The following is a 13,104-nucleotide window of genomic DNA, read 5'->3' as shown; positions in this document are numbered from 1 at the left end:
AGTGCGGTGCTTATGGCGTAAAGGAATAAGCACGCACTGTGTGGACGCGCGCCTACAGGAAATGTGCGGGCTTGCCGGCGATGGCCGCCCCCCGGTCAATAGCCTACCCGACCTGTCCGTCGCCATGATTCTTGCGAAACACCTCCTCCCCCATCGCCGCAATCTGCCCCTCGATCAATGCTTCAAAAGGTTTGAGCAACGGCTCGAAGGAAGTCGGCGCCTCCAGTACCTGTAACGCCCGCACAATCGCCTCGACCGTCGACAGCGCACCCGGCCCCGGCGCCTTGCGCAATCGATAGCGGGAAACCGCGCCTTCGGCCAGCGTCACCCGTGGCAACGCCGCCAGCAACGGATTGAGGTGCAGCAGCTTGCGCGCCTTGCGCCACGTGCCGTCGGGAACTACCAGCAACAGCGGTTGATCCCCAGACGCGTAGGCGTGCAACGGCCGGGCATCGTCAGCCGGAAACAGCAACCGCGCCTGATAGCCGGGCGGGTTCAATAATGTCGGCAGGTCGTCGAATACCTCACCCACGACCAACTGCGCGTTGTTCAACCCCAAAGCAGCCAGTCGCGCAGTGTTCAGCGCGTGGTTGACCTCACTCGGATGCTGCAAAAGCAACACCCGCGTGCGGCTGTCGAGGCTCGGGATCAGCGCACACAGGCAGTGAGTGGCGGGCCTCAGGCAGCGGGGGCATTGGGGTCTGGACATGATTATCAGGCCTGGTTGAGCTGAGCTTTGAGCAGATCGCGGAAAGTCTGGATCAGCGGTTCGCGGCTGCGACCGCGGCGCATGATCATCGAGAACGGCGCCTGGTAGCCGAAGGTGGCCGGCAACAGGACGCGCAGGTCGCCCTTGTCGGCCCAGGCCTGCGCGTAGTGCTCGGGCAGGTAGCCGATGTAGGCACCGGACAGCACCAGGATCAGTTGCGCCTCCATACTTTCCACGGTCGCCGCGCTGTGCTTGAAGCCATGGCGCGCCAGCTCGGCCTGACTCCAGTAGCCGCGTCCGACCATGCGTTGCTGGGTGATCACCTGTTCCGGGATGCGTCGCTCGTTGAACAGCGGATGCCGGGTACTGCAATACAACCAGTGCTGCTCACGGTACAGCGGCATGTAGATCAGCCCGCTCATGCGGTTGGAAAAGGCGCCGATGGCCAGGTCCAGGCGGTTGTCCTGCACGCCGAGCTGCAGTTCGTACGGGCTCATCACCGACAGGTGCAGGTGCACCGCCGGGTGCTCGAGGCTGTAGGCGCCGATCACTTCGGCGAACGGCAAGGCCTTGTCGCTGACGGTGGAGTCGAGCACGCCCAGCTTGAGCGTACCGCGCAGCTCGCCCTTGAGCGCGGCGGCGTATTGCTCGAAGCCTTCCAGCTCGCCCAATAGACGCAAGGTTTCCTGATGAAACAACTCGCCTTTGCTGGTCAGGCTGAACCCGCCCCGGCCGCGATGGCACAGCACCAGGCCCAGTGCGCTTTCCAACTGGCTCATATACGTCGAGATGGCCGAGGTGGACAGGTTGAGTTCGTGCTGCGCGTTGGCAAACCCCTGGTGGCGCACGACGCTGACAAAGATGCGCAGGAGTTTCAGGTCGGGCAAGGCGTTGGCCATCGGGTCTCCGGGTGTTTCGTGGCAAGCGGGCTAGTTGTGGTGCACAGGCTTGTCGTGTTGCAGAGGTTTGTTTGTGTTGCGCAAGCCTGCAGGTTGCAGAGGCTTGCTGTGTTGCACAAGCCTGCTGGTTACAGAGGCTTGCTGTGTTGCACAAGCCTGCTGGTTGCAGAGGCTTGTTGTGTTGCACAAGCCTGCTGGTTACAGAAGCTTGCTGTGTTGCACAGGCTTGTTGTGGCGAGCAGGCTTGCCCTGCGTTGGGCCGCGCAGCGGCCCCGAAACCTGACGACTCATTACTTCTGGAAAACCGCAGTGTGTTTTGGGGGCTGCTTCGCACCCCAACGCAGGGCAAGCCTGCTCACCACAACAAGCCTGCTCACCACAGAAAACCTGATCACCATAGAAAGCCTGCTCACCACAGGGAACCCGTTCATCACAGTCTACCTGCTGGCATTAGTTTAGAAAAATCTGAACTAAGTATTTGCCCCTGCCGATTCTTCCCGTCCCGGGCTTTTCGCAGAATCGGTCTCTAATAAACAAAACAACGATGAGGCAATCCCGTGGACAAGATTTTCCACCAACCACTGGGCGGCAACGAAATGCCGCGCTTCGCCGGCATCGCCACCATGATGCGTCTTCCCCACCTGCAAACGGCCAAGGGCCTGGATGCCGCCTTCGTTGGCGTGCCCCTGGACATCGGCACCTCGCTGCGCGCCGGCACCCGCTTCGGGCCGCGTGAAATCCGCGCCGAGTCCGTGATGATCCGCCCGTACAACATGGCCACCGGCGCCGCACCGTTCGACTCGCTGTCGGTGGCGGATATCGGTGATGTGGCGATCAACACCTTCAACCTGCTCGACGCCGTGCGCATCATCGAAGAAGCCTACGATGAGATCCTCGAGCACGACGTGATCCCGCTGACGCTGGGCGGCGACCACACCATCACCCTGCCGATCCTGCGGGCGATCCACAAGAAACACGGCAAGGTCGGGCTGGTGCATATCGATGCCCACGCGGACGTCAACGACCATATGTTCGGCGAGAAAATCGCCCACGGCACCACTTTCCGCCGCGCCGTGGAAGAAGGCCTGCTCGATTGCGACCGCGTGGTGCAGATCGGCCTGCGTGCCCAGGGCTACACCGCCGAAGACTTCAACTGGAGCCGCAAACAGGGCTTCCGTGTGGTCCAGGCCGAAGAATGCTGGCACCACTCCCTCGCGCCATTGATGGCCGAAGTGCGTGAGAAAGTCGGCGGCGGCCCGGTGTACCTGAGCTTCGATATCGACGGCATCGACCCGGCCTGGGCGCCCGGCACCGGCACCCCGGAAATCGGCGGGCTGACCACCATCCAGGCCATCGAGATCATCCGTGGCTGCCAGGGCCTCGACCTGATTGGTTGCGATCTGGTAGAAGTTTCGCCGCCCTACGACACCACCGGCAACACCTCGTTGCTGGGCGCCAACCTGCTGTACGAGATGCTCTGCGTACTGCCCGGCGTGGCGCACCGCTGATGAGCGCGCAAGCCGAGGTACTGACTGCCGCCGCCGATCTGGTGGCGGCCTTCGCGCGCAATGACCGCGAGGCCTATTTCGGCGCGTTCACCCACGATGCCAGCTTTGTGTTCTACACCCTCCCCCAGCCGCTGCTCAGTCGCGATGCCTACCAGGCGTTGTGGGACAGCTGGCGTCGGGACGAGGGATTCGAGGTGCTGTCCTGCACCTCGAGCAATGCCTTCGTCAGCCTGCAGGGTGACGTGGCGATATTTATTCATGACGTGGCCACCGAGTTGCGCATGAACGGGGAGCAATTTCATAGCCAGGAACGCGAGACCATTGTCTTCAAACGGCAAGGGTCTGGCGCAGAACAACAAGGCCTGTGGCTGGCCTGTCACGAACATTTGTCCGCTATGCCGGAAGGGCTGCCGCCCCATTAGCCAATGTGATCGGAGCAGATCATGAATAATAAAAACAACGAAAACAGTATTCGCAAAATAGAAACCAACGGGGTCGAACAGATCCCGGACCACGAGCGTACCGCCGGCCCCAAGGATCTGTTTCGACTGATCTTCGGCGGTGCCAATACCTTTGCCACCGCCGTGCTGGGTGCCTTTCCGGTGTTGTTCGGCTTGTCGTTCCAGGCCGGCGTCTGGGCGATCGTGCTGGGCGTGCTGGTGGGTGCGCTGATCCTGGCGCCGATGGGCCTGTTCGGGCCGATCAATGGCACCAACAACGCCGTGTCTTCCGGTGCGCACTTTGGTGTGCACGGGCGGATTGTCGGCTCGTTCCTGTCGCTGCTGACCGCGATTGCGTTCTTCTCACTGTCGGTGTGGAGTTCAGGCGATGCGCTGGTAGGCGGTGCGAAACGCCTGGTGGGCTTGCCTGAAACTGACCTGACCCTGGGCCTGGCCTACGGGCTGTTTGCGCTGCTCGTCCTCACCGTCTGCATCTACGGCTTTCGCTTCATGCTGTGGGTCAACCGCATCGCGGTGTGGGCGGCGAGCCTGTTGTTCCTGCTGGGGATCTTCGCCTTCGCGCCGGCCTTCGACAGCCACTTCGCCGGCACCGTCGCCATGGGCCAGGCCGGGTTCTGGGCGGCCTTCATCGGCGCTGCGCTGGTAGCCATGAGCAACCCGATTTCCTTCGGTGCATTCCTCGGCGACTGGTCGCGCTACATCCCGCGTGAAACGCCGAAAATGCGCATCATGCTGGCGGTGGTCCTCGCGCAGATCGCCACGCTGATCCCGTTCCTGTTCGGCCTGGCCACCGCGACCATCGTGGCGGTCAAGGCACCGGACTACATCGCGGCCAACAACTACGTCGGCGGCCTGCTGGCGGTTGCGCCCAGCTGGTTCTTCCTGCCGGTGTGCCTGATCGCGGTGATCGGCGGCATGTCCACCGGCACTACCTCGCTGTATGGCACGGGGTTGGACATGTCCAGCGTGTTCCCGCGCCTGCTGTCGCGGGTCAAGGCCACGCTGCTGATCGGGGTGATGTCGATTGCCTTCATCTTTATCGGACGTTTCGCCGCCAACCTGGTGCAGAGCGTGTCGACCTTCGCCGTGCTGATCATCACCTGCACCACGCCGTGGATGGTGATGATGATCATCGGCCTGATCGTGCGTCGCGGCTTCTACTGCCCGGATGACCTGCAGGTCTTCACCCGCGGTGAAACCGGCGGCCGCTACTGGTTCAGCCACGGCTGGAACTGGCGCGGGCTGGGGGCCTGGATCCCGAGCGCGCTGGTCGGCCTGTGCTTCGTCAACCTGCCTGGGCAGTTTGTCGGGCCGCTGGGCAACCTGGCCGACGGGATTGATATCAGCCTGCCGGTGACGCTGGGACTGGCCTCGGTGGTGTACCTGACCTTGCTGCGTGTGTTCCCGGAACCAGCGGCCGTTTATGGCCCCAGGGAGCTGCTGCACAGCCCCACGGGAGCAAGCTCCCCCGCCACAAAAAGCGCCTCAATAGCCTAAAAAAATAATCGGAGAACCGCCGTCATGGCTTTGGATTTATTCGTCGTACTCATCTACGCCGCCGGCATGCTCGTGCTCGGCTATTACGGCATGCGCCGCGCCAAGACCCACGAAGACTACCTGGTGGCTGGCCGCAACCTGGGCCCGTCGCTGTACATGGGCACCATGGCCGCCACGGTGTTGGGCGGGGCGTCCACCGTCGGCACCGTGCGCCTGGGTTACGTGCACGGCATCTCCGGCTTCTGGCTGTGTGCCGCGCTGGGCATGGGCATCATTGCGCTGAACCTGTTCCTGGCCAAGCCGCTGCTGAAGCTGAAGATCTTCACCGTCACCCAGGTCCTGGAAAAACGCTACAACCCCATGGCCCGCCAGGCCAGTGCGGTGATCATGCTGGCCTACGCGCTGATGATCGGCGTGACCTCGATCCTGGCTATCGGCACGGTGCTGCAGGTGCTGTTCGGCCTGCCGTTCTGGATCTCGGTGCTTCTCGGTGGTGGCGTGGTGGTGGTGTACTCGACCATCGGTGGCATGTGGTCGCTGACCCTGACCGACATCGTGCAGTTCGTGATCAAGACCGTCGGCCTGATGTTTATCCTGCTGCCGATCTGCCTCTACCGCGTGGGCGGCTGGGATGAACTGGTGGCCAAGCTGCCGGCATCCAGCTTCAGCTTCACCGCGATCGGCTGGGACACGATCATTACCTACTTCATGATCTACTTCTTCGGCATCCTGATCGGCCAGGACATCTGGCAACGAGTATTCACCGCCCGTGACGAAAAGGTCGCCAAGTACGCAGGTACGTTCGCCGGCTTCTACTGCATCCTCTACGGCCTGGCCTGTGCACTGATCGGCATGGCCGCCCATGTGCTGATTCCGGACCTGGACAACGTCAACAACGCCTTTGCAGCTATCGTCAAAATGTCGCTGCCGGACGGCATTCGTGGCCTGGTGATCGCCGCTGCACTGGCAGCGATGATGTCCACCGCCAGCGCCGGCCTGCTGGCCGCCTCTACCGTGCTGACCGAAGACCTGCTGCCGCGCCTGCGCGGTGGCAAACAGTCGAGCCTGAGCATCAACCGCCTCTTCACGATGCTGACCGGCATTGCCGTGCTGGGTATCGCGCTGGTGGTGAGCGACGTGATCAGCGCCCTGACCCTGGCCTACAACCTGTTGGTGGGCGGCATGCTGATCCCGCTGATCGGTGCGATCTTCTGGAAACGCGCGACCACCTCGGGGGCGATTACGTCCATGACCCTGGGCTTTGTGACAGCGCTGGTGTTCATGATCAAGGATGGCTTGGATGCCAACACACCGATCTACTACAGCCTGGCAGTAGGGCTGGTGAGTTTTGTGCTGGTGAGTTTGTTGTCGCGCCGGCCAGCGGGTGTGACGGCCAGCGCGGTTTGAGATACAGCGGGATTTAGAGCGGTTTCTTCAGCGGGCGCGACGTCGGATGTCGCGCCCGTTTTTTTTATTGATACATTGCCGAAACGACAGGCGCTTTTGCCTGGATGATTTCCTGGACCAGAGAGGCCCAGACCAATCCCTGTGTCGTTCCCCCGGCATAAGTCCCTCCGGCCGCAATTAGGTTGTAGGCGGCGCAATAAACGATTGATAGCCCATCCGCAGTCCCGGGCCTCGCACATTCAATAATTTGCAAGTCACCATTTTCGATCGCCCTGCGATAGGACTTTGGAAAGTGACGAGAAACGGCGGCCTGACATGCCGCCAGTATCTGCGCCTTGTACTCGGGCGTGGAATCAGGCGGAACCTGCCCACCGGAGACAAGAATGAAGTCCCCGTCCAAGCGGCAATTCATTACGCCAATGGGCAGATCGTACTGCAGCTTGAGTCCGCGCAGTCCGACAGCTTCATTACCAACAGCACTCATCTTGAAAAACCAGCCAATGATCGCAATGACTTCTTCTTGCTCGACTCCCATTGCAGTGACGACGAAGTGTTCCCTGCTTAAGTCAGCAATTTGGATCGAGCTTAGATGCCGGGGTAGGAACTGAACCCCAGAGCGCGCCAATAGCGCCACTATCTCATCCCTTAGCTGTACAAATTCCAGATCGTAGCCCGATACCTCAAGAGCCCGACCAATCCCAGGGATGCCATAACTTGTCTGGAATTGCAGTGGAGTGATCTCTGCAAGCTCACATCCCGGCTTGCCACTCGGCCAAGGCCTTTTTTCGATATCGCGTTGCTCGCGGATCGCGACTTCTACTTCACTGGCGTCGTCCATGTAGGCTCGCACCAGCCGCGACCGTGCGAATCGTGCCAGCGAAGGGTTATCGACCAGGAGCTTTTCAAACAGCTCAATGCCCGCGCGATTGCACTCAACCGTCAAATACTGATTTCCAGGTGTCAGATAATCGTTACCTAGCGGCTTTGCAGTCGTCTCCGTGGCTGACAGATGGCGCATATTCACCTGCTTATGACTGGCCCCATCGCTTTGCTGATTTCCTCCGTAGACTGACACCTGATAATTGGCCAAGCGGAACATCACGGCCTGAAACAGACCATTGATGCCCCTGCCGATAATCGACACGCGCGGCGCGTCGGCTTCTGCCCGCTGCGTGGGGATCATTAACGAGTGGGCAAGTTTGCGCCTGACAAGGCCGCGCAAGGCGGTCAAGCTGAGTTGAATCGAGACGGCATAGTCAAGATCGCAATGGCAGGCTTCGGTAGTTGCCGCCTGGGTAGTCAGCGTCGCCGGTTTGCGCCATTTGGAGACAGTGCAACCGAGCACCTGTGCGCGCACTCGAAAGGCATCCAACGTCTCAAACCCGTAGTCCAGGACCAGTTGGATGTCGTCAGCCGTTGCCAGGGCCTGCAAAGCGTCATCACTGAAGACATCCGGCTTGGCGACACACACAAGGCGAGCTTGCCTGTGCAGACATTGAATGAGGGCGCAATCAATACGATGCATCGACTCATCGTTCAGGGGCACACATATCGCCACAGCACGGCTCCCCTCCAGCGCTTCATACCAGTCCACGCCAAAGGACACTCTGGTGTCGGAACAGGCATTGCCGGAAGTGTCCGGTGCTCGTCCGTGTCGATCCAATACCTTGATCCGAACATCCGGATCTCGATCAAGCAACAACTCGACCAGCTCTCTACCCACATTGCCGTATCCCAGTACGCAGATGTCACGAGGCAGGGAGCCGTCGGCCATGGTCAGCCAGCGCGCAATATAGGCAGCGACATGCGGCGCGTTAACCCCTGGCGTATTGATCACGCGAATGTCGTTGGAGCCGCAAAGATCCAGTCGCACCTTATCCAGGCTCGTACCTCTGCGGAGCAAATGGAGGTCGCCAAATGGATGAGAGATGCGCCATTGGGCAATGACGTCGGCATCGATCGCTTGATCCCCGACAACAATCGCCACTGGGCTGAGGAGGCCGATCTGTATCAGCAGGTCCTGTTTGGTCAATGTCGGGGGGAGGAACACTACGTTGCTGGGTGCATGGGCCTTCCAGGCTCTCGATACCGGTGCGATATGGAGAATATTTCCGGTGATGGCGATGAGTGACGTGGCGACTGGCGGAATGGAAGAGGGCCTCATAGCGTTGTCTCCAACAATTCTGACTGACTAATGCCTCACATAACGCAACCTACGCTCATCTTTTGAATTGAATAAGCCAGCCGATTCCGATGAACAAGTAGCCTTATTCCGACACTTAAACGTCAAAAGCCTGATTGACATGCATGCGCTTGGACTACTTACCCGAATGATCGTGGAGCGACCCAGCAGGCGTTTCCTGGAACCAGGCGTTGTCATCCGTACAAATGCTCAGGTCATTTGGGCGGATGTGTGATGAGGGGAGGTGCGGTTATGCAAGCCTGAGGCGATAGTGGCTCAAGCGGAGGGCGGTGCGACTGGCCTTAGTGCGCATTGTTGGGCAGATGCGGCGTCAGATATCACGACCGTAGTCTGCGCCTAACACAAACAACTGTGGGAGCGGGCTTGCTCGCGAATACGGTGGGTCAGTCAATATTAACCTTAACTGACACACTGTATTCGCGAGCAAGCCCGCTCCCACTTTTAATCCTGTTGCGACCGAAGATTACCTGCGACGTGGACGACGCTGCTCATCGTCGGTGCGGATCGGCACCGGCTGCAGTGGCGGCTCGATCAAGCCCAGTGCAACACCGAGGTCGTGGAGCCAGTTCTGGATTTTCTCTTTCATGGTTGCCCCCTTTGAGGGTAATGCTGGTAGGCGCAAGTTCTGTCGCCCTTTCCTACACTGATAGTAGCCCGAAGTCCTACGTATTGCTTGAACGAAACCACAACGAACTATTACTGGATTGATCAAAATCCTGACAGATCGTTCAAGCGATTGCGCGCGTGTCCGGCAGGAACTCGGCCTTGCCCTCTTGCTGCAGGTCGATCCACGCATTGAGGTTAGCGCCGAGCATACCCTTTCGCCACATCAGCCAAGTGGTAGCAGTGGCGAAAGGCCCTGTCAGCGGATGAACGGACACGCTGTCCTTGCCCGGCAGGCTGTCGAGCATGGATTCAGACATCAGCGCCACGCCGGAGCCTGCGATCACGCACGCGAGCATGCCTTGATAGGATTCGATCTCAATCGCCCGGCCCATGGCCACACGCTCGTGGGAAAACCAGGTTTCCAACCGCGCCCGGTAGGCGCAACTGCGTCGGAAGGTGAACACTGCGCGGCCGGCGACGTCCTGCGGCCCGCGCACTGGCGGATGGTCGGCTTCGCAAATCAGCACCAGGCGCTCTTCACACAAGGCCACGCCGTCCAGCGTGGCGATCGTGATCGGGCCGTCCACAAATGCAGCATCCAGGCGACCGGTAATCAGACCTTCAAGCAACTCGCCACTGGGCGCCGATTGCACCTGCAGGTTCACCATCGGGTAAGCCTTGTGATAACGCGCGAGCAGCTTCGGCAAATGCACGGCAGCCGTGCTGTACATGCTGCCGAGTACAAAATCACCCGCCGGTTGCCCGCCTTGCACGGCGCCGTGGGCTTCGTCGTGCAAAGCCAGCAGGCGCGTGCTGTAGTCCAACAACACCTTACCTGCAGGAGAAAGCTGCAAACGCTGGCGCTCGCGCACGAACAGCTCTACGCCGAGCTGCTCCTCCATTTGCTTGAGGCGCGTAGACAGGTTTGACGGCACCCGGTGCAACCGGTCAGCCGCCCGCGTGATGGAGCCCTCTTCCGCCACGGCCTGGAAGATGCGTAATTGACTGAACTCCATACCTTTCTCCAAAACTGAACAAGTTACTCACTATTATTCATTTTTACAGAAAGTCAATCCGCTTTAGCCTGAGGGTATTCGCTGACCCGCAGGAAACCTGACCATGTCCCCTTTGATCCGCTTACTTGCCAGCTTTGTCGCCTTGATGATGGCGATGGGCATCGGCCGCTTCGCCCTCACCCCGCAAATGCCGCATCTGCTCAGCGAGGGGCAGATCGACTTGACCGGCGCCGGACTGATCGCTGCCGCGAATTACCTGGGCTACTTTGTCGGCGCGGTGGATTCGATCTTCGCGCGCAGCCATCACCACGTACGCGGTCGCTTGTACGGCGGGCTGTGGCTGTGTGTGCTGCTGACGCTGGCGTCGTACTGGGCCCACGGGTTCTGGCCGCACCTGCTGCTGCGTTTCGGCACGGGTGTGGCAAGCGCCTGGGCGCTGGTGATGATCACCAGCCTGAGCCAGCCGTTGGCGATTGCCGCCGGCCGTCCACGCCTCGGGGCCCTGGTGTTTGCCGGGCCCGGGCTGGGGATTCTGCTGACCGGGTTGCTGGCGCTGGGCTCGAACCTGCTGGGCCAAAACTCTGCAACGCTGTGGCTGGTGTATGGCGGGGTGGCATTGGTGATGCTGCTGGCGATCCTGCCGTTTTTGCCCAAGCCTTCCGCCGCCAGCGCGCCCGTTTCCAGCCATACCGAGGTGGCCAGTAATGGCAGCATCACGCACCTGTGCTGGATCTACGTGCTGTACGGCCTGGGCTACATCATTCCGGCAACGTTTCTGTCACAGATGGCCAGCGCGCAATTCAAGGGCGCCTGGCAGGCCGACCTGTTCTGGCCCTGCTTTGGCCTGGCCGCGGCGATTGGCGTGGTGGCCGCGAGCCTGCGCCGCAAGGACCCGCACACTACCCGCCGCTGGTTGATGGCGACCCTGTGGTTGCAAGCGGCCGGGGTGTTCGCCTGCCTGCTGGGCAATGGCTGGGGGTTGGCGCTGGGCGTGCTGCTGTGCGGCGGGCCGTTCCTGGCGTGCATGCAATTGGTGATGGCGCGCTTGCGCGAAGTCGCCCCCCACGGCTACCAGCGCAGCACCGGGCTGTTGACCGCGAGCTTTGCGATCGGCCAACTGAGCGGTCCATTGCTGGCGTCGGTCAGCAGCCAACTCAGCGGCGGCCTGCAACCGGCGCTGGTAGTCGCCGGTGCGGGCCTGCTGGTAGCGGGCGGGGTGTTGGTCAGCCGGCAACCATCGGTGCAGGCACTCGCACCTGTTCGCGCCGCGACAACACCAGGAAAAACAGCCCACCCAGGAAGCATCCGGTAAACCAGGCAAAATTGGCCATGCCCTGCAACGCCGGGGTGAAGGTGATCGCGACGCCCACCAGCGTCGCCGGCACCAGCGCCTTGACCGCCGTCCAATTCACACCGCCGTCGAAGTAATAGCGCCCGCCTGGGCTGTCATCGAACAGCGCATCGACATCGATCTTCTGCTTTTTGATCAGGTAGAAATCCACCAACAGAATCCCGAACAACGGCCCGATGAAGGCGGCGAGGATGTCCAGGGTGTAGTGAATCATCAGCGGGTTGTTGAACAGGTTCCAGGGGGTGATGAAGATCGATGCCACAGCCGCGATCATCCCGCCGGCGCGCCAGCTGATTTTGCTCGGTGCGACGTTGGCGAAGTCAAACGCCGGGGAGACGAAGTTGGCGACGATATTGATGCCGATGGTCGCCGTGACAAAGGCAAAGGCGCCCAGCAACACCGCCATGCTGTTATCGATGCGCGAAACCGTCGCGATCGGGTCATGGAGCATTTCACCAAACACCGGCAAAGTGCCCGAGACGATCACCACGGTGACCAGGGAAAACGCCAGGAAATTCACCGGCAGCCCCCAGAAGTTGCCGCGCCGCACGTCGCGCATGCTGCGGCAGTAACGGCTGAAGTCGCCAAAATTCAGGGTCGGCCCGGAAAAGTACGACACCACCAGCGCCGTCGCCACGATCACCTGACCGAACGCCTGCCAGCCCGACAGCGACTTTTCTGCCAGGGTGAAGCTGATATTCGCCCAGCCGGCCTTCCACACAATCCATCCAGCCAGGGCAAACATCACCGCGTAGACCACCGGACCGGCCCAGTCGATGAAGCGGCGAATCGACTCCATGCCGGCCCAGAAGACCGCTGCCTGCAGCACCCACAGGCTGAGGAAACCAAACCAGCCCAAGTACGACAAGCCTGCGAAATGCGGCTCTGCATACACCGCCATCTGTGGGAAAAAGCGCAGCACCACGATGATCAAGGCACTCGACGCCAGGTACGTCTGAATCCCGTACCAGGCCACGGCGATCAGGCCGCGAATCACCGCGGGAATATTCGCTCCGAATACGCCAAAGGCCAGCCGGCAGATCACCGGATAAGGCACTGCCGCTTGCTGGCTCGGTTTGGCCACCAGGTTGGCGATCAATTGCACGATGCAGATGCCGGCGAGCAAGGCAATCAAGACCTGCCAACTGGCCAGCCCCAACGCGAACAGGCTGGCGGCGAACACGTAGCCGCCGACGCTGTGCACGTCACTCATCCAAAAGGCAAAAATGTTGTACCAGGTCCACTTCTGCGGCAGCGGCCCCAGGTCCTGGTTGTACAGGCGCGGGCTGTAGCCTTTGGGCAAGTGTTCGGTCATCGCTGGGCTCCTCGAAATACCTGCCTGCGCTACCGTAGCGGGTGCATACGGAAGGCGGCATGATTTGTATACGAGGTATTCAGCAGAATACATGCCAATGGCACACAATCCCTGTGTGACGGCGTTCCAAAG

General features: G+C 60.8%; 11 protein-coding genes. 5 read left to right on the top strand and 6 right to left on the bottom strand.

Annotated features, from left to right (window positions below):
- Positions 1-103: 103 nt before the first annotated feature.
- Positions 104-709, bottom strand: a complete 606-nt coding sequence (locus C9990_RS08345; protein WP_106803009.1) for a tRNA-uridine aminocarboxypropyltransferase — start codon at positions 707-709, stop codon at positions 104-106.
- Positions 710-714: 5 nt separating this feature from the next.
- Positions 715-1,608 (bottom strand): LysR family transcriptional regulator, encoded by an 894-nt coding sequence (locus C9990_RS08340; protein WP_017134867.1) that lies wholly within the window; start codon positions 1,606-1,608, stop codon positions 715-717.
- A gap of 557 nt (positions 1,609-2,165) precedes the next feature.
- Between C9990_RS08340 and speB the strand changes: the two genes are divergently transcribed.
- From speB to C9990_RS08320, 4 genes are read left to right on the top strand one after another with little or no spacing between them, the layout of a single operon-like run.
- Positions 2,166-3,116 (top strand): agmatinase, encoded by a 951-nt coding sequence (speB, locus tag C9990_RS08335; protein ID WP_065909690.1) that lies wholly within the window; start codon positions 2,166-2,168, stop codon positions 3,114-3,116.
- Positions 3,116-3,538, top strand: coding sequence for a nuclear transport factor 2 family protein (locus C9990_RS08330; RefSeq protein WP_106803008.1), 423 nt, complete (start codon positions 3,116-3,118; stop codon positions 3,536-3,538). The genes speB and C9990_RS08330 overlap by 1 nt, the downstream gene beginning before the upstream one ends.
- Positions 3,539-3,559: 21 nt before the next feature.
- Positions 3,560-5,074: a cytosine permease gene (locus C9990_RS08325; protein WP_106803007.1), complete on the top strand. Its 1,515-nt coding sequence runs from the start codon at positions 3,560-3,562 to the stop codon at positions 5,072-5,074.
- A gap of 24 nt (positions 5,075-5,098) precedes the next feature.
- Positions 5,099-6,481 (top strand): sodium:solute symporter, encoded by a 1,383-nt coding sequence (locus C9990_RS08320; RefSeq protein ID WP_106803006.1) that lies wholly within the window; start codon positions 5,099-5,101, stop codon positions 6,479-6,481.
- Positions 6,482-6,545: 64 nt separating this feature from the next.
- Here the strand turns inward: C9990_RS08320 and C9990_RS08315 are convergent, their stop codons facing one another.
- The 3 genes from C9990_RS08315 to C9990_RS08310 all read right to left on the bottom strand — a co-directional run bounded on the left by C9990_RS08315 (position 6,546) and on the right by C9990_RS08310 (position 10,306).
- Positions 6,546-8,645, bottom strand: coding sequence for an FAD-dependent oxidoreductase (locus C9990_RS08315; protein WP_106803005.1), 2,100 nt, complete (start codon positions 8,643-8,645; stop codon positions 6,546-6,548).
- Between the two features lie 502 nt (positions 8,646-9,147).
- The gene (locus C9990_RS32700) at positions 9,148-9,270 is read right to left on the bottom strand and encodes a PA1414 family protein (protein ID WP_003193089.1); all 123 of its coding nucleotides are present in this window, start codon (positions 9,268-9,270) and stop codon (positions 9,148-9,150) included.
- A gap of 142 nt (positions 9,271-9,412) precedes the next feature.
- Positions 9,413-10,306: a LysR family transcriptional regulator gene (locus C9990_RS08310; RefSeq protein ID WP_065909679.1), complete on the bottom strand. Its 894-nt coding sequence runs from the start codon at positions 10,304-10,306 to the stop codon at positions 9,413-9,415.
- Positions 10,307-10,409: 103 nt separating this feature from the next.
- Between C9990_RS08310 and C9990_RS08305 the strand changes: the two genes are divergently transcribed.
- Positions 10,410-11,618 (top strand): MFS transporter, encoded by a 1,209-nt coding sequence (locus C9990_RS08305; RefSeq protein WP_106803004.1) that lies wholly within the window; start codon positions 10,410-10,412, stop codon positions 11,616-11,618.
- On the opposite strand, the gene C9990_RS08300 is transcribed toward C9990_RS08305, so the two are convergent.
- A complete protein-coding gene (locus C9990_RS08300; RefSeq protein WP_065909676.1) occupies positions 11,530-12,972 on the bottom strand; it encodes an NCS1 family nucleobase:cation symporter-1 in 1,443 nt (480 codons plus the stop codon). The two genes, C9990_RS08305 and C9990_RS08300, sit on opposite strands and share 89 nt — an antisense overlap.
- Positions 12,973-13,104: the final 132 nt, after the last annotated feature.

Origin of the sequence: Pseudomonas sp. S5D5 (assembly GCF_003013355.1) — a bacterium.
In the GTDB taxonomy this organism is placed as follows: Bacteria; Pseudomonadota; Gammaproteobacteria; order Pseudomonadales; family Pseudomonadaceae; genus Aquipseudomonas; species Aquipseudomonas aylmerensis.
The sequence above is the reverse complement of the archived record's forward strand: the minus strand, read 5'-3'. Positions and strand labels throughout refer to the sequence as shown.